15 protein-coding genes and 12 other annotated features are annotated in these 17055 nt (G+C 54.2%); of the genes, 6 read left to right on the top strand and 9 right to left on the bottom strand.

Annotated features, from left to right (window positions below; genetic code table 11):
* Window positions 1–2: 2 nt before the first annotated feature.
* The 3 genes from citE2 to citC2 all read right to left on the bottom strand — a co-directional run bounded on the left by citE2 (window position 3) and on the right by citC2 (window position 2235).
* Window positions 3–878 (bottom strand): putative citrate lyase beta chain, acyl lyase subunit gene (gene citE2, locus STM0060; protein ID NP_459065.1). Within the gene, window positions 3–872 belong to an annotated coding region; the region does not span the whole gene.
* The gene (gene citD2, locus STM0059; RefSeq protein ID NP_459064.1) for a putative citrate lyase acyl carrier protein, gamma chain occupies window positions 869–1169 on the bottom strand. Within the gene, window positions 869–1162 belong to an annotated coding region; the region does not span the whole gene. The genes citE2 and citD2 overlap by 10 nt, the downstream gene beginning before the upstream one ends.
* Window positions 873–878: a ribosome-binding site (putative RBS for citE2; RegulonDB:STMS1H000447), on the bottom strand. Its footprint overlaps the gene before it by 6 nt.
* Window positions 1164–1169, bottom strand: a ribosome-binding site (putative RBS for citD2; RegulonDB:STMS1H000446). (Lies within the gene citD2.)
* A 22-nt stretch (window positions 1170–1191) precedes the next feature.
* Window positions 1192–2235, bottom strand: coding sequence for a putative citrate lyase synthetase (gene citC2 / locus STM0058; RefSeq protein ID NP_459063.1), 1044 nt, complete (start codon window positions 2233–2235; stop codon window positions 1192–1194).
* A gap of 236 nt (window positions 2236–2471) precedes the next feature.
* Window positions 2472–2477, top strand: a ribosome-binding site (putative RBS for STM0057; RegulonDB:STMS1H000445).
* Here citC2 and STM0057 point away from each other — a divergent pair.
* The 6 genes from STM0057 (at window position 2472) to STM0052 (ending at window position 9766) form a co-directional block, all read left to right on the top strand.
* Window positions 2472–3820, top strand: a protein-coding gene (locus STM0057; protein ID NP_459062.1) for a putative citrate-sodium symport. Within the gene, window positions 2480–3820 belong to an annotated coding region; the region does not span the whole gene. It overlaps the preceding feature by 6 nt.
* A gap of 152 nt (window positions 3821–3972) precedes the next feature.
* Window positions 3973–3978 (top strand) — a ribosome-binding site (putative RBS for STM0056; RegulonDB:STMS1H000444).
* Window positions 3973–4218 (top strand): putative oxalacetate decarboxylase, subunit gamma gene (locus STM0056; RefSeq protein ID NP_459061.1). Within the gene, window positions 3979–4218 belong to an annotated coding region; the region does not span the whole gene. Its footprint overlaps the feature before it by 6 nt.
* A 9-nt stretch (window positions 4219–4227) precedes the next feature.
* Window positions 4228–4233 (top strand) — a ribosome-binding site (putative RBS for STM0055; RegulonDB:STMS1H000443).
* Window positions 4228–6010, top strand: a protein-coding gene (locus STM0055) for a putative oxalacetate decarboxylase, subunit alpha (protein ID NP_459060.1). Within the gene, window positions 4235–6010 belong to an annotated coding region; the region does not span the whole gene. (Overlaps the previous feature by 6 nt.)
* Window positions 6011–6016: 6 nt before the next feature.
* Window positions 6017–6022 (top strand) — a ribosome-binding site (putative RBS for STM0054; RegulonDB:STMS1H000442).
* Window positions 6017–7324, top strand: a protein-coding gene (locus STM0054) for a putative oxalacetate decarboxylase, subunit beta (protein ID NP_459059.1). Within the gene, window positions 6023–7324 belong to an annotated coding region; the region does not span the whole gene. Its footprint overlaps the feature before it by 6 nt.
* Before the next feature lie 134 nt (window positions 7325–7458).
* Window positions 7459–9078 carry a putative transcription regulator gene (locus STM0053; protein NP_459058.1) on the top strand — a complete coding sequence of 540 codons (1620 nt, stop codon included), beginning with the start codon at window positions 7459–7461 and terminating at the stop codon, window positions 9076–9078.
* Window positions 9075–9080, top strand: a ribosome-binding site (putative RBS for STM0052; RegulonDB:STMS1H000441). Its footprint overlaps the gene before it by 4 nt.
* Window positions 9075–9766 (top strand): putative transcription regulator sensor for citrate gene (locus tag STM0052; protein ID NP_459057.1). Within the gene, window positions 9080–9766 belong to an annotated coding region; the region does not span the whole gene. (Overlaps the previous feature by 6 nt.) The genes STM0053 and STM0052 overlap by 4 nt, the downstream gene beginning before the upstream one ends.
* A gap of 21 nt (window positions 9767–9787) precedes the next feature.
* On the opposite strand, the gene rihC is transcribed toward STM0052, so the two are convergent.
* From rihC to ileS, 6 genes are all read right to left on the bottom strand, one after another.
* Window positions 9788–10721 (bottom strand): putative purine nucleoside hydrolase gene (gene rihC, locus STM0051; protein ID NP_459056.1). Within the gene, window positions 9788–10708 belong to an annotated coding region; the region does not span the whole gene.
* Window positions 10716–10721: a ribosome-binding site (putative RBS for rihC; RegulonDB:STMS1H000440), on the bottom strand. Its footprint overlaps the gene before it by 6 nt.
* Before the next feature lie 2 nt (window positions 10722–10723).
* Window positions 10724–11932 (bottom strand): putative nitrite reductase gene (locus STM0050; protein NP_459055.1). Within the gene, window positions 10724–11926 belong to an annotated coding region; the region does not span the whole gene.
* Window positions 11927–11932: a ribosome-binding site (putative RBS for STM0050; RegulonDB:STMS1H000439), on the bottom strand. It overlaps the preceding gene by 6 nt.
* Window positions 11933–12125: 193 nt before the next feature.
* Window positions 12126–13090 (bottom strand): regulates the activity of guanosine 3',5'-bispyrophosphate synthetase I (RelA) gene (lytB, locus tag STM0049; protein ID NP_459054.1). Within the gene, window positions 12126–13076 belong to an annotated coding region; the region does not span the whole gene.
* The gene (gene slpA, locus STM0048) for an FKBP-type peptidyl-prolyl cis-trans isomerase (rotamase) (protein ID NP_459053.1) occupies window positions 13079–13544 on the bottom strand. Within the gene, window positions 13079–13528 belong to an annotated coding region; the region does not span the whole gene. Before slpA ends, lytB begins: the two co-directional genes overlap by 12 nt.
* Window positions 13085–13090, bottom strand: a ribosome-binding site (putative RBS for lytB; RegulonDB:STMS1H000438). (Overlaps the previous gene by 6 nt.)
* Window positions 13539–13544: a ribosome-binding site (putative RBS for slpA; RegulonDB:STMS1H000437), on the bottom strand. It lies within the gene slpA.
* A gap of 138 nt (window positions 13545–13682) precedes the next feature.
* The gene (lspA, locus tag STM0047) at window positions 13683–14183 is read right to left on the bottom strand and encodes a prolipoprotein signal peptidase (SPase II) (protein NP_459052.1); all 501 of its coding nucleotides are present in this window, start codon (window positions 14181–14183) and stop codon (window positions 13683–13685) included.
* Window positions 14183–17034 (bottom strand): isoleucine tRNA synthetase gene (gene ileS, locus STM0046; protein ID NP_459051.1). Within the gene, window positions 14183–17017 belong to an annotated coding region; the region does not span the whole gene. The genes lspA and ileS overlap by 1 nt, the downstream gene beginning before the upstream one ends.
* Window positions 17029–17034 (bottom strand) — a ribosome-binding site (putative RBS for ileS; RegulonDB:STMS1H000436). Its footprint overlaps the gene before it by 6 nt.
* Window positions 17035–17055: the final 21 nt, after the last annotated feature.

Below are 17055 nucleotides of genomic sequence, written 5' to 3'. Positions count from 1 at the left end.
CCTTAATCACGAATACCGGAAGCCGACAGCGCCACCACTTTGCGCGCGTGGTCGATAATCGGGCCGTCAATCATTTTGCCGTTGAGTGAAACGACGCCCAGACCGCGAGACTCAGCCTCTTCAGCGGCGGCAATCACCTCATACGCATGCTCAACTTCTTTACGTGTCGGAGAATAAGCCTGATGTAACAGCTCAATCTGACGTGGGTTCACTAAGGACTTACCGTTAAAACCAAGCCCTTTCGCCAACTGCACTTCCTTCAGGAAGCCTTCTTCATTATTGATATCCGACCAAACGACATCATAGGCGGCAATACCCGCAACGCGCGCCGCATGCAGCACTGCGCAGCGGGCGTAGAACAGCTCGGTGCCATCGCCCCGGCTGGTGCCCATATCCATCACGTAATCAAATGCCGCCAGCGCAATTGCCACCATGCGCGGGCTGGAGGTGGCGATGTCGACGGCATTGACCACGCCTTTCGCTGATTCGATCGCCGCCATCAGCCTGGTACTGCCGACCTCGCGTCCACATTCACGTTCGATCCGTTCGACCTGCGCTTCCAGCTCCAGCACATCGTTTTTGCTGTCGGTTTTCGGCAGACGCACGATATCCGCGCCACCACGCACGACGGCTTCAAGATCGGCCAGACCAAACGGCGTGTTCAGTGGATTAATGCGCACCACTTTTTCAACATCCTGATAGAACGGATGTTGAAGCGCGTGATGGACTAAAAGACGGGCGGTATCTTTCTCACGTAACGCTACGGCGTCTTCTAAGTCGAACATCACCGCGTCCGCACCGTAGACAAACGAGGTGCTCAACATGGCCGCATTTGCGCCGGGGATAAACAACATACTGCGACGTGGTCTCATAACGCACTCCATTGAATTTCCGTTTGTTCTGCAGCGCGTAACGCCGCCGCCTGCACTCGGGCGCGTAAAATGCACTCCAGCGCGCCTTTGTCATCGACGCTAACCAGCGCGCGTTCAACGCCCAGCTTCGCCAGCGTTTCGCGCACCACCTGCTCAATCGCCGCGCCAAACTGCTGCTTCACCAGACTCTCTAGCTCCAGCCGAATTCCTGGCTCGCTGGATGGACCAATCCTGATCATCACATCGCTGGATTCCAGCGTGCCTGCCAGGGCATCTTTAATGATTTTCATTAGTTATGTTCCTTGTTAACGGTGTTACGTCATATGGTTTCAGTGTGTCTGGCGGCATGCCGCTGCAGATATGCCAGGGTGCCAGCAGGCACCAGCGCGCTTATTGCCGACCAATTACGTTCGCTATACAGTTTTCTGACGCGAGAGGCGGAAATAGCCGCGCCGTTTTTCTCCACCCGCGCCAGCTCGACGACCTCAATAACCGGGCCGCTACGCTTCGGATCGTGCAAAATGTCGTGCATTCGCTGGTTATAGGCACAGGTCAGAGGACAAAACGGTTCACTGCCGACAAAACGATGGGTAATCCCCAGCGCTGGAGCCAGATGTTCACGGAAGAGTTGCAGATCGATCTGGCAATGGCAGTCGTCCACAACCCCTTTTTCTTTGAGGAAATAGCCGGGAAACGTCGCACGCGAGATCATATAAGCGGAGCCGGAATGCAACGTGACGTTGTCAATGCCCGCGATTCCTTGTTCGATCAGCGCCCAACGGTCGGTATAGGAAAAAAATGAAGCATCTTCTTTGACTACAAACAGATGCAACCAGTCACAGGCCGCAGCCGCTTGCTCCACCAGATAACGGTGGCCCAATGTAAACGGATTGGCGTTCATGACGATGGCGCCGATCGTTTTTCCCGGTTGACGATAAAGCGCCAGTTGGCGACAAAAGCGCGCTAACCGTTCACTGCTGTTCTCCATTAACACCGCCAGCTCACCTGCCTGCGCAATGGGCCAAAACCCCGCGCCAGAAAACAGCAACCGATTTTGCGGCTTAGTGAACAGGAAAAGCTCGCTGCGGTTTAACTCGTAGGCCAATGTAAGCAGCTCGGTCAGCAGTTTGAGGCTGAGCCCTTCCCCTTGTAAAACCGGGGAAACGGCGATGCATTTCAGTACGCTCCCGGCCAGAGAACCGCACCCGACTATCTCACCCTGCCAATATGCGCATACCGCGATTTCACAATCGTCTTCCAGGGCGAGTCCCACGCCCTCCAGAAACATGGCGACCGACTCGCGACGCAATACATCCTTTTGCAAATAAATGCGTTTAAATATTAGATTCACTCTATTCTGCATCCGTCAGCAAATAACGTCGCATATTTCGCCAGCGTTTGTATTACTCGTCTGGAATAGACATCACACTTTCCCCCTTGCTTTTATAAGCTTTATGGTTTTTATTTCCTTAATTAACCAGAGTTAATAAAAATAATTAAATTAATTAAAAACACAACCATTCAGTGAAGATAGTCACATCTCATGGTTCATTGAATTTATTAGTATGCGCGGGTCTTGTTACCCATCAATACACAGGAAAATGTTTATGACCAACATGACCCAGGCTTCGGCGACGGAGAAAAAGGGGGCTAGCGATTTACTCAGATTCAAAATCTTTGGTATGCCGCTACCGCTTTATGCCTTTGCATTAATTACTTTATTACTTTCTCATTTTTATAATGCTATACCGACTGACTTAGTAGGTGGTTTTGCCCTTATGTTTGTGATGGGGGCCATTTTTGGTGAAATCGGCAAACGTTTACCGATCTTCAATAAATATATTGGCGGCGCACCGGTTATGATATTTCTGGTTGCAGCTTATTTTGTCTATGCTGGCATATTTACGCAGAAAGAAATTGATGCGATCAGCAACGTAATGGATAAAAGCAACTTCCTTAACCTGTTTATCGCAGTGTTGATCACAGGCGCGATCCTGTCGGTAAACCGTAAGCTGCTATTAAAATCACTGCTGGGCTATATCCCAACCATCCTCGCCGGGATTGTCGGCGCGTCCCTTTTCGGTATCGTCATTGGTCTGTGCTTCGGTATCCCGGTCGACCGTATCATGATGCTGTACGTTCTGCCGATTATGGGCGGTGGTAACGGCGCGGGCGCCGTGCCTCTGTCTGAAATTTATCACTCGGTTACCGGACGTTCTCGCGAAGAGTATTACTCAACGGCTATTGCTATTCTGACCATTGCGAATATCTTCGCCATTATTTTCGCCGCCCTCCTCGATATGATAGGCAAAAAATACACCTGGCTTAGCGGTGAAGGCGAGTTGGTTCGTAAGGCTTCCTTCAAAACCGAAGATGATGAAAAGGCCGGTCAGATTACCCATCGTGAAACGGCGGTTGGCATGGTGCTATCCACCACCTGCTTCCTGCTGGCCTATGTTGTTGCCAAGAAAATTCTGCCAAGCATCGGCGGCGTCTCTATTCACTACTTCGCCTGGATGGTCCTGATTGTTGCTGCGCTGAACGCATCAGGTCTTTGCTCACCGGAGATTAAAGCCGGGGCGAAACGTCTTTCTGACTTCTTCTCCAAACAGCTACTGTGGGTGCTGATGGTAGGTGTGGGTGTTTGCTACACCGATCTGCAAGAGATCATCGATGCCCTGACGTTCGCGAACGTAGTTATCGCCGCAATCATTGTGGTCGGCGCAGTCGTTGGCGCAGCTATCGGGGGCTGGTTGATTGGCTTCTACCCGATTGAATCATCCATTACTGCGGGTCTTTGTATGGCCAACCGCGGCGGCTCCGGCGATCTGGAAGTGCTCTCCGCCTGTAACCGTATGAACCTCATTTCATATGCACAAATTTCCTCTCGTCTGGGCGGCGGTATTGTGCTGGTTATCGCTAGCATCGTGTTCAGCATGATGGTGTAAAAAAACGCACGGCGGTGTCTTGGCAGCAAACGACCTGGAGAAAAGTAGAGGCCAAAGCCAGAGGTGGCCAAGGGAAATCCACTCTACTCCTTAGCCGGATTCACCAGGAAGGTTGTCGTCAAGGCCACCGTCGTGCCTCTCATTATGGAAAATGATTCATGAACGAAGCTGTACTACTGGGTGAAGGTTTCACCCTGATGTTTTTAGGGATGGGGTTCGTACTGAGCTTTCTGTTCCTGCTCATCTTTGCCATTCGCGGCATGTCTGCCGTGATTACTCGCTTCTTCCCGGAACCCGTCGCCGCGCCCGCACCGCGCGCCGTTCCCGTCGTGGACGACTTCACCCGCTTAAAGCCGGTGATTGCCGCCGCCATTCACCATCACCGCCACCACGTTTAATTTCCCGGAGGGATCCATGACCATTGCCATTACCGACGTCGTCCTGCGTGACGCCCACCAGTCTCTGTTCGCCACCCGCCTGCGCCTTGATGACATGCTGCCGATTGCCGCCGCGCTCGATGACGTGGGCTACGGGTCGCTGGAGTGCTGGGGCGGCGCCACCTTTGACGCCTGTATCCGCTTTCTCGGCGAAGACCCGTGGCTGCGCCTGCGCGAACTCAAAAAAGCCATGCCCAAAACCCCGCTGCAGATGTTGCTGCGCGGCCAGAACCTGCTCGGCTACCGCCACTACGCCGATGACGTGGTGGAGCGCTTCGTCGAACGCGCGGTGAAAAACGGCATGGATGTGTTCCGCGTCTTCGATGCCATGAACGACCCGCGCAATATGAAAGCCGCATTACAGGCGGTGCGCAGCCACGGCGCGCACGCCCAGGGGACCCTGAGTTACACCACCAGCCCGGCGCACACCCTGCAGACCTGGCTGGATTTAACGGAGCAACTGCTGGAAACCGGCGTTGACTCGATTGCCATCAAGGATATGTCCGGCATTCTCACACCGATGGCGGCGTATGAGCTGGTCAGCGAAATCAAAAAACGTTTTGAGGTGCGCCTGCACCTGCACTGTCACGCCACCACCGGGATGGCGGAGATGGCCCTGCTGAAGGCTATCGAGGCGGGCGTCGACGGCGTGGACACGGCGATTTCCTCCATGAGCGCCACCTACGGCCACCCGGCCACCGAAGCGCTGGTGGCAACGCTTGCCGGCACGGAACACGACACCGGGCTGGATATCCTGAAGCTGGAAAATATCGCCGCGTACTTCCGCGAGGTGCGCAAAAAGTATCACGCCTTTGAAGGCCAGCTGAAGGGCTACGACAGCCGTATTCTGGTGGCCCAGGTACCGGGCGGAATGCTCACCAACCTCGAAAGCCAGCTGAAGCAGCAGAACGCGGCGGACAAACTCGACCAGGTGCTGGCGGAAATCCCCCGCGTGCGCGAGGACCTCGGCTTTATCCCGCTGGTGACCCCAACCTCGCAGATTGTCGGCACCCAGGCGGTGCTCAACGTCCTGACCGGCGAGCGCTACAAAACCATTGCCAAAGAAACGGCGGGCATTCTGAAAGGCGAATACGGCCACACCCCGGTGCCGGTGAACGCCGCGTTACAGGCCCGCGTGCTGGAAGGGGGCGCCCCGGTGACCTGCCGTCCGGCGGATTTACTCAAACCGGAACTGGCTGAACTGGAAGCGGACGTCAGGCGCCAGGCGCAGGAGAAGGGGATTACTCTGGCGGGAAACGCCATCGACGACGTGCTCACCGTGGCGCTGTTCCCGCAAATCGGCCTCAAATTCCTTGAGAACCGCAATAACCCGGCGGCGTTTGAGCCACTGCCGCAGGCGGAAGCCGCGCAGCCGGTGGCAAAAGCAGAGAAGCCTGCCGCCTCCGGTATCTACACCGTGGAAGTGGAAGGCAAAGCCTTTGTGGTGAAGGTCAGCGACGGCGGCGATATCAGCCAGCTCACTGCGGCTGTTCCGGCGGCCTCTTCCGCACCGGTTCAGGCTGCCGCCCCGGCAGGCGCCGGCACCCCGGTCACCGCGCCGCTGGCGGGGAATATCTGGAAGGTGATTGCCACCGAGGGCCAGACGGTGGCCGAAGGCGACGTGCTGCTGATTCTGGAAGCCATGAAGATGGAAACCGAAATCCGCGCCGCGCAGGCCGGGACGGTACGCGGTATCGCGGTGAAGTCCGGGGACGCGGTCTCCGTCGGCGACACCCTGATGACGCTGGCGTAACGGAGAACTGAAATGGAAAGTCTGAACGCCCTGCTTCAGGGCATGGGGCTGATGCACCTTGGCGCAGGCCAGGCCATCATGCTGCTGGTGAGCCTGCTGCTGCTGTGGCTGGCGATTGCGAAGAAGTTCGAGCCGTTACTGCTGCTGCCAATTGGCTTCGGCGGGCTGCTCTCCAACATCCCGGAAGCGGGTATGGCGCTGACCGCGCTGGAAAGCCTGCTGGCGCACCACGACGCCGGGCAACTGGCGGTGATTGCCGCGAAGCTGAACTGCGCGCCGGACGTGCATGCCATTAAAGAGGCGTTAGCGCTGGCGCTACCGTCGGTGCAGGGCCAGATGGAGAACCTGGCGGTGGACATGGGCTACACGCCTGGCGTACTGGCGCTGTTCTACAAAGTGGCGATTGGTTCCGGTGTCGCGCCGCTGGTCATCTTCATGGGCGTCGGCGCGATGACCGACTTCGGCCCGCTGCTGGCCAACCCGCGCACCCTGCTGCTGGGGGCGGCGGCGCAGTTCGGTATCTTCGCCACGGTGCTCGGGGCGCTGACGCTGAACTACTTCGGCCTTATCAGCTTCACCCTGCCGCAGGCGGCGGCCATCGGCATTATCGGCGGCGCGGACGGCCCGACGGCGATTTACCTGTCGGGCAAGCTGGCGCCGGAGCTGCTGGGGGCCATCGCGGTGGCGGCGTACTCGTATATGGCGCTGGTGCCGTTAATCCAGCCGCCGATTATGAAGGCGCTGACCAGCGAGACGGAGCGGAAAATCCGCATGGTGCAGCTGCGCACGGTGAGTAAGCGGGAAAAAATCCTCTTCCCGGTGGTGCTGCTCATGCTGGTGGCCCTGCTGCTGCCGGACGCGGCGCCGCTGCTGGGGATGTTCTGTTTTGGCAACCTGATGCGCGAAAGCGGCGTGGTGGAGCGTCTGAGCGACACGGTACAGAACGGGCTGATTAATATCGTCACCATTTTCCTCGGGCTGTCGGTGGGCGCGAAGCTGGTCGCGGATAAGTTCCTGCAACCGCAGACGCTGGGCATTCTGCTGCTGGGGGTGATTGCGTTTGGTATCGGGACGGCGGCCGGGGTGCTGATGGCGAAGCTGCTGAACCTGTGCAGTAAGAACAAAATCAACCCGCTTATCGGTTCGGCGGGGGTCTCGGCGGTGCCGATGGCGGCCCGCGTATCGAACAAAGTGGGGCTGGAATCAGACCCGCAGAACTTCCTGCTGATGCACGCGATGGGCCCGAACGTGGCGGGGGTGATTGGCTCGGCCATTGCCGCGGGCGTGATGCTGAAATACGTGCTGGCGATGTAATAGTGGATGGGATACGCATGTCGTATCCCATTTTCATCCAAATTTTTTCTGAAAGAAAAGTAAGTATGAACTGGTTCAGGTTCCGGTGATGCCGAATGCAAGAAAATACCGTAATTAAATATTTAAATACCAATATGTTTATACGGGAAATTACACGCTGGTTTGCCAGACACTCGTTTCAAAACCGGATATTTCTACTGATCCTGTTTACATCCACCATCGTGATGCTGGCAATCACCTGGTATCTGACCGATATCACGAAAGAACGCCTGCATTATCAGGTGGGCCAACGTGCGCTTATTCAGGCAATGCAAATATCCGCTATGCCAGAATTAGTTGAAGCCGTAGAAGCGCATGATTTGTCACGCATCAAAGCGTTGATTGACCCAATGCGCTCGTTTTCGGATGCGACTTACATTACCGTTGGCAACGAAAAAGGTCAGCGACTGTATCACGTCAACCCGGATGAGATCGGCAAATATATGGAGGGCGGCGATAGCGACGACGCGCTGTATAACGCTAAAAGCTACGTATCGGTGCGCAAAGGTTCATTAGGCTCTTCCCTACGTGGTAAATCCCCGATTCAGGACAGTACCGGTAAAGTCATCGGTATTGTTTCCGTCGGCTATACTCTGGAACAGTTGGAGAGCTGGCTTAACTTACAAATCAGCTCGTTGCTGTTCCCGATGGCGTTACTGCTGCTGGTACTGTTGTACTGTGCCCGCCGCTTCTCGCTGCATATTAAAAAGCAGATGCTTAACATGGAGCCGCAGCAGCTTTCACAACTATTAATTCAGCAAAGCGTGTTATTTGAGTCGGTATTTGAAGGGTTGATCGCCATTGACTCCCATCACCGTATTACCGCCATTAACCAAACGGCTCGCCGCTTACTGAATCTGAGCCAACCGGAGTCTGAACTCATTGGCTATGCAATCCACCATGTCGTGTTGCCGGAGGCCTTCTTTTACGATGCGCCGCAAAAAAACAAAAAAGATGAGATCGTCACCTTTAACCAAATGAAAGTCATCGCCAGTCGCATGGCGGTCATTATTGACAACCAGCCTCAGGGCTGGGTTATTAGCTTTCGCAACAAAGACGATATCAATACACTCAGCCTGCAGTTAAGTCAGGTGCGGCAATACGCCGATAACCTGCGCGCCGTGCAGCATGAGCATCGCAACCTTATTTCCACCATTGCCGGACTGCTGTTCCTGAAGCGCTACGATAATGCGCTGGCGCTGATTCAGCAGCAGTCGGAAAGCCACCAGAAAGTACTCGATTTTATTTCCCATAATTTCCGCGACCACCACCTTGCGGGGCTATTAATCGGTAAATATTATCGGGCAAAAGAGCTGGGGCTGGAGCTGATTTTCGATCCTTCAAGCTTTGTTGAACACCTGCCGTCATCGCTCTCGCATAATGAATGGATTTCGATTGTTGGCAATTTATTGGACAACGCCTATAACGCCACCCTGCTCAATCGCGAAGGCTCGCGACAGATTGAGTGCCTGATCAACAGCGAAGGTAATGAAGTCATTATTGAAGTTGCCGATCAGGGATGTGGTATTGACGAAAATATCCGCCAGCATATTTTCGAGCGTGGAGTGACCACCCACAACAACGGCGATCACGGAATTGGATTATGGTTGGTGCACAGCTACGTCAAGCAGGCCAATGGTGACATTATCGTCGATAACAATAATCCTTTTGGCACCATTTTTACCCTCTATATCCCTTTTACCAGAGAAGAATAACATGGATAGCATTACGACACTCATCGTTGAAGACGAACCGATGCTAGCGGAAATCCTGGTGGACACCATCAAGATTTTTCCCCAGTTTTCAATCGTCGGCATCGCAGACAAACTGGAAAGTGCGAAGAAGCAAATACGCCTCTATCAACCACAGTTAATTCTATTGGATAATTTTTTACCCGATGGCAAAGGGATCGATTTAATTCGTCATACCATCAGCACCAACTACACGGGGCGAATTATTTTCATTACCGCCGACAATCATATGGATACCATCAGCGATGCCTTACGCATGGGCGTATTCGATTACCTGATTAAGCCGGTACATTATCAGCGCCTGCAGCATACCCTGGAGCGGTTCACCCGTTACCGCAGTTCGTTACGTTCCAGTGAGCAGGCAAACCAGACGCACGTTGATGCCTTATTTAATATCCAGGCCAAAGAACAAACCGCAGAACCGAATAGCGGACTGCGGGGAATTGATGAAAACACCTTCAACCGGGTACGACAAATATTCGCCGACCCGCAGGCAGTACATACAGCAGACACTCTGGCGCAAATTCTGGGCAGCAGTAAAACCACTGCCCGACGCTATCTGGAACAAGGCGTGAAAAATAACTTTCTCGAAGCGGAGATCAGCTACGGGAAAGTGGGCAGGCCGGAGAGACTCTATCGCGGCAAAGTATGAGATTATGGCGCCAACATGTAATTACGGCGCATAGGCAAACACCTCAGCCACCCACTGACGAAAACCGTCCACATCCAGCGCCAGCGCCACCTGCGCGTTGGCGGGCTGCCCCAGACGCCCTTCAATATCCACCACCGTGGTACCGGCGGTATATTGCCCCTGCGTTTCTACGGCCACAAAACAGGATTGCAGGGTAAAAAGCTCCGGACGCACCAGCCAGGCGATAGCGCAGAGATCGTGCATCCGGACGCCAGTGCGCATACTACCGCTGCGATAATGGTTGAACAGGCTGTGCAACATCTTACCGGTGCGATTCAGCGCGGGCAGTTTATTCAGAAAATCTGGCGAGAGCATTGCCTGATTTGTAACGTCCAGCCCACACATCACAATCTCCAGACCGCTGCGGAACACCAGCGCCGCGGCCTCCGGATCGACAGCAATGTTAAATTCAGCATTAGGCGTAAAATTGCCGCGCCCTGCGGAACCGCCCATCAACACCAGACGGCGAATGTTACACGCACACTCCGGATAGTGCATCAGTAGCAACGCAATATTGGTCAATGGCCCAATCGCCACTAATGTCATGGGCTCCGGGGCGTTCATCAGCACATCCCGGATAGCGATAAACGCAGGCTTCGCCAACGGTTGGCGCTGATGGTCGACAAAATCATAGCCTTCCATACCGGATTCGCCGTGGACGTATGCCGCATCGCGTAACGGACGCAGCAGCGGTGTCGCGGCCCCCTGGGCAAGTGGGATATCGCTGTTCCAGAAATGCAGAAGCTGCAACGCATTACGGGTCGTTTTTTCAACGGAAACATTACCTGCGACGGTGGTTATTAGTTGCAGATCAAGCTGGGGGGCGAACAGCGCAGCGGCAATCGCAGCCGCGTCATCAATGCCCGGATCGGTATCAAGAATAATGTGTAGGGATGCTGTCATTAATGCTCTCCTGACCTATTGTTTTATATCTTCATACTCAGCGCGACTGATACAGGCATCAGGCACATCGTCATCCGTCACCAGACGCGGACTTAGCTTATCACCTTCGACAAACGGAACTAATGGGCAAAAACGCCCTGGCGATGCTTTGTTTTCCTGCCACTGAATCTCAAGCGATTCGGGCTCAGCGCCGGGTTTTTCTGCCTGAATCACGGTACGAACATTACCGGTTAGCCAAAAAGATTGACACGTCCCATCAAGGCTAAGAGGCGGCGTCAAATGACCATTTTTACGTACTAGCGGATAAATAATACGCCCATCAGCGTAGGAAGGTGTCATGTAGCAGTTATACATTTTGCCTTTACTGATCACAGGCTGAAAGTAGCTTTCACCGCGATCGATCAGTTCAATCGTTTTTCCTTTCCAGCGATACACATTGACGCCATGGCTGCAGCAACCGCCGCGCCAATAGCTGACAATCTGTTTATGTTCAGCATCGATCTCTGGTGAAGTGATTTCCTGATAAGACGCTGGCGCATCAACATAACGCTGTTTGGCGGGGTCATAGAGCCATGTTTGAACTGGAGCATCCGGCCCAGCAAGTAACTCTGTTACAATCGACAGATCCGGGTAGCCATCAAAATTGACATCCCCCCATTGAGGCATAAACGGGCTACAAGTGCCCACCGAGGCGGTATCTAAGGTCTGTATGAGTTTACCATCACGGTATAATTTTATCGCCGAAATGGCCGGCGTATTGCCGCAATCAATCTCTTTGGAAGGGTCGTAACCCCCTGCATCATTCGTGTTCGTGACCAGCACAATATCAGGGGAGTTTTTAGGTTTGTAATAGATAAGGGCAACAGGAAAATGTCGTTTTTTATCTGCGGACGTCCATTCGCCTTTAATCTCACTGCTGGAGATTTCCGCATTCCAGTAACCCGAAAGCGCCTTTACGCGTTCTTCAAGATGCACCTCTTTATCCTGGAGTGAGCCGCGTAGAACAATCACTGCCTTGTGCTGATTGCAAGGTTCATAGCAGTAATACCCATTAAGAGAGTTACCAAATCGCGTGATATTAACGTTTACCGGTTTCCCCGCGATAGTCCCGGTATAGTTTCGCTCCCAGGCAGGTAGCTCCAGCACCGTGGCGCTTGTTGCGTCCATCCAAAAGCCGATGGCGAGTAACGTTGGCAATCCATATTTTATTTTGCCCATTTCCCTTATCCCTGTAGGCATTACAACCAAAAAACCAGCAACGATTGTGCTGGTTTTTCAGATGAATAGCAAAAAGGTGGGGCATTAGCAACGGATGACGACTACGCCTTATTCTTCCTGTCGCACATTGAATATCAAAAGAAATTCTTAAGATCTGGTCAACGTAGCGTCATCAGGCAGATTTCTGAATTGTGAAATCTTATTCGACCTCACGAACATCCACACGCAGCTCTTTCGGCACTTCGAAAACAATATTTTCTTCGCGCCCCTCAAGCGTGACAGCTTCGCCGCCGCCAAACTCGCGCAGACGCGCAATAACATTCTGCACCAGAATATCCGGCGCGGAAGCGCCAGCGGTGACGCCGACGCAGGCGGCTTCTTTCACCCACGCCTCCTGGATATCCGCCGCATCGTCGATAAGAAACGCGGTTCTTCCCATCCGTTGGGCCAGTTCCGCCAGCCGGTTAGAGTTAGAAGAGTTTTTCGAGCCGACCACCAGCACTACGTCAGCCTGCTCCGCAAGCGCCCGCACCGCTTCCTGACGATTAGTTGTGGCATAGCAAATATCGTCTTTGCGCGGGCCGACGATTTTCGGAAAGCGTTTACGCAGCGCATCAATCACATCGGACGTATCGTCCACGGAAAGCGTGGTTTGCGTCATGAAGGAGAGCTTGCCTTCATTTTTGACATTCAGCGTCCAGACGTCCTCTGGCGACTCCACCAGGTACATCCCCCCTTCCGGGTTGCTGTACTGGCCCATGGTGCCTTCCACTTCCGGGTGCCCGGCGTGGCCGATGAGAATAGATTCCTCACCGCGACGGCTGGCGCGCGCCACTTCCATATGGACTTTCGTCACCAGCGGGCAGGTGGCGTCAAAAACGGTAAGATCGCGGCTTTTCGCCTCGTTACGCACCGCCTGGGAAACCCCATGAGCGGAGAAAATCAGAATGGCGCCATCCGGCACTTCGCTAATTTGCTCTATAAAGATCGCCCCGCGCTTGCGCAGGCTGTCCACTACATAGCGGTTATGCACGACTTCGTGCCGAACGTAAATTGGCGCGCCGTAAATAGCGAGCGCATTTTCAACAATGCTGATAGCGCGGTCTACCCCGGCGCAAAAACCGCGTGGGTTGGCCAACAGGATCTGCATGTTTATGCCTCCAGCGCCGGATCGATTTCCAGCACTTCAATATCAAAGTGAACGGTATGCCCGGCCAGCGGATGGTTAAAATCAACGGTAATCGAGTCGCCGTTGATTTCGCGAATCACGCCAGGCATTTCGCTGCCATCCATTGCGGTAAAAAGCATAATCGCCCCGACTTCCGGTTCGCCCGCCGCCATAAACTCACGGCGCGAGAAATACTGGATCAAGTCCGGACTGGGGACGCCAAACGCGGCGTCAGGCTCCAGCGAAAACGCTTTCTTTTCCCCTTCTTTCAACCCCAGAAGCTGCTGCTCCAGACCTTCGGAAAGCGAGGTATCGCCAAGACGGAACAGGGCTGGCTTGCCGTTATTGCGGGTAGATTCCGCCGTTGAGCCATCATCCAGTTTCAGGGTGAAGTGAACGAGGATCGCGCTGTTGCTCTGTACGGATTTAGACATGCAAATTGCTCACGTGTTTTGCCCGGAGGCACAAAGGACGATAAAACCGTAGGCCGGATAAGGCGTTTTCACCGCCATCCGGCACCACGTTTGCCTGATGGCGCTGCGCTTATCAGACCTACAAAACCGGATAAGCGCCACCCGGTATTTACGCTTATGCCTGTTCTTTCGCTGTCGGCTTCGGCAAAAAGCCTTCCAGTACTATCAGCGCCGCGCCGATACAGATCGCGCTATCGGCAAGGTTGAACGTCGCGAAATGCCAGTTGCCGACGTAAAAATCGATCATATCGACAACAAAGCCGTGCCACAGGCGGTCGAACAGGTTACCCAGCGCGCCGCCGATGATTAACGCATAAGCGATGTTATTCAGCTTCTGCGTCGCTTTCGAGCGATACATCATCACCAAAAGAATTACGCAGATCCCTATCGCAATCCCGGCAAAGAACCAGCGCTGCCAGCCGCCGCTATCCGCCAGGAAGCTAAAAGCCGCGCCGTAGTTACGCGCATAATGCAGATTAAGCGACGGGAACAGCCCTACCGTATCCCCCAGAGCGAAATTCTGGAGGATCAGGTATTTGCTGCCCAAATCGATAATCAGCACGACTACTACCAGCCATAGCCAGCGTAGTCCTGTTGAACAGAGTGGTTTACTCATCAGGCAAATTTACGTTGTTCGCCATTACCGGCGATGTTGCTGACACAGCGTCCGCAGATATCTGCATGTTCCGCCACCTTGCCGACATCAGTAGTGTAGTGCCAGCAGCGCGGACACTTATCACCCTCGGCACGCGTTACCACTGCCTGAACTGTCGTATTACCAGCATTGTACTGAATATTTTCATCATCAATACCCCCCGCTTGCTCAGAAATCACGAACTGGGAAGTAATGAAGATAAATCTGACCTCTTCGCCCAACAGTTTCAGCTTCTTGATCGTACCGTTAGCATCGTCAGCATATTTCAGCGTCACTTTTGCTTCCAGGTTCGATTTGATGCCATTGGCTTTCTGATTTTCCAGCTCTTTGTTGACCTGGTCCTTGATATAGCGGACATCGTCCCAGAATGCGTCATTAAATTCTTCATTCTCTTCCAGGCCAAACAACCCGTCGTACCATTCGCCGGTGAAGACATATTTTTCACGCTCGCCCGGCAGGTAGCCCCAGATTTCATCAGCCGTGAAGGACATGATCGGCGCCATCCAGCGAACCAGCGCTTCTGCGATATGATACAGCGCAGTCTGGCAGCTACGACGCGCGACGCTATCGGCCTTCGCGGTGTACTGGCGGTCTTTGATGATGTCGAGGTAGAACGAACCCATTTCAACGGAGCAGAAGCGCATCAGGCGCTGTACCACTTCATGGAAGTCGTAAGCTTCGTATGCCTTCAGAATCTCTTGCTGCGCCGTTTTCGCGCAGCCCACCGCCCACCTGTCCAGCACCACCATCTCTTCCGGTTTGACCATATCGGTGGCCGGATTGAAGCCATTGAGGTTCGCCAGCAGGAAGCGCGCGGTATTACGGATACGACGATAGCTGTCGGCAGCACGTTTCAGGATTTCGTCAGAGACCGCCATTTCGCCGGTATAGTCAGTAGACGCCACCCACAGACGCAGGATATCCGCGCCCAGTTTATTCATCACATCCTGTGGCGACACGGTGTTACCGATGGACTTGGACATCTTGCGCCCCTGACCATCGACGGTGAAGCCGTGAGTCAGTACCTGGCGGTATGGCGCTTTGCCTTTCATCGCCACGCTAATCATCAGGGAGGACATAAACCAGCCGCGATGCTGGTCAGACCCTTCCAGATACATATCGGCAGCATGACCGGCGAATTCCGGACGTGCATCAACCACGGAGTAACTGGTGGAACCGGAATCAAACCAAACGTCCAACGTATCCGGAACTTTCTCGTATTGATCGGCATCTTCGCCGAGGATCTCTTTCGGGTCGAGATCCCACCACGCCTGGATACCGTCAACTTCAACGCGTTTCGCCACCTCTTCCATCGCCGCCAGAGTACGCTCAATCGGCAGCAGCTCCTGCGTTTCTTTATGCACGAACAGCGACATCGGTACGCCCCAGGTACGCTGACGTGAGATACACCAGTCAGGACGGTTAGCGACCATTGATTCAATACGCGCCTGACCCCAGTCCGGGATCCACTGAACGCCTTTGATCTCTTTCAGGGACTGTTGACGAAGCCCTTCTTTATCCATGCTGACGAACCACTGCGGGGTCGCGCGGAAAATGATCGGCGTTTTGTGACGCCAACAGCACGGATAGCTGTGCTGCATTTTTTCGACATGCAGTAGCGCGCCTTTTTCTTTCAGCAGTTCAATAACGATATCGTTCGCCTTGAAGACGTTAACACCGTCAAGCGTTGGATATGTGCCTGGCAGGTAAGTGCCGTCCGGGCCAACCGGGTTAGCGGTTTCCAGACCGTATTTCTGACCAATCACATAGTCATCCGGGCCGTGGCCAGGGGCGGTATGTACCGCGCCGGTACCGGCGTCCAGGGTGACGTGATCGCCGAGGATCGCCGGCACGTCAAAGCCCATAAACGGATGGGTAAAGCGCAGCAGTTCCAGCTCCGCGCCTTTAACGGTGCCGAGAATGGTGTATTCAGCCGCGCCAATACGCTGCATGACGCTTTCAACCAGATCTTTCGCCAGAATCACCGCCTGGCCGTCAATCTGCACCAGCGCATAATCAAAGTCCGGCGCCAGGGAGATGGCGCGGTTAGCCGGTAGTGTCCACGGCGTGGTGGTCCAGATAACCAGCGACACAGGGCCGCTCACGCCCGGCAGACCGAACTTCGCTTTCACCGCATCCTGATCGACGGCGCGGAACGCCACGTCGATAGACGGTGACGTTTTGTCGTAATATTCAACTTCCGCTTCCGCCAGCGCGGAACGGCAGTCAACGCACCAGTGCACCGGCTTAGCGCCTTTGTGCAGATGACCGTTTTTGATAATTCTGCCCAGCGCGCGGATGATGTTGGCTTCGGTTTTGAAGTCCATGGTCAGGTACGGATGCGACCAGTCGCCCAACACGCCCAGACGAATGAAGTCTTTACGCTGGCCGTCAACCTGCGTAGCGGCATATTCGCGGCACTTGGCGCGGAATTCAGCGGCAGTGAATTTCTCGCCCGGCTTACCGAACTCCTGCTCGACTTTCAACTCGATAGGCAGACCGTGACAGTCCCAGCCCGGCACGTAAGGCGAGTCAAATCCCGACAGTCCTTTGGACTTCACGATAATGTCTTTCAGAATCTTGTTAACTGAGTGACCAATATGAATGCTGCCATTCGCATATGGAGGGCCATCATGCAGAATGAAGGTTTTTTTGCCTTTTTTGGCCGCACGAATGATGCCGTACAGATCATCATCGGTCCAACGCGCCAGCATTCCCGGTTCACGCTTGGCGAGGTCGCCGCGCATCGGGAACCCTGTTTCCGGCAAATTCAGGGTCGATTTATAGTCACTCATCAGATTCTCGGTTCCGTATTTCGGTTTGATAAACACCG

The organism is Salmonella enterica subsp. enterica serovar Typhimurium str. LT2 (assembly GCF_000006945.2).
Lineage (GTDB): Bacteria > Pseudomonadota > Gammaproteobacteria > Enterobacterales > Enterobacteriaceae > Salmonella > Salmonella enterica.
This window is presented reverse-complemented; position numbering and strand designations above follow the sequence as displayed.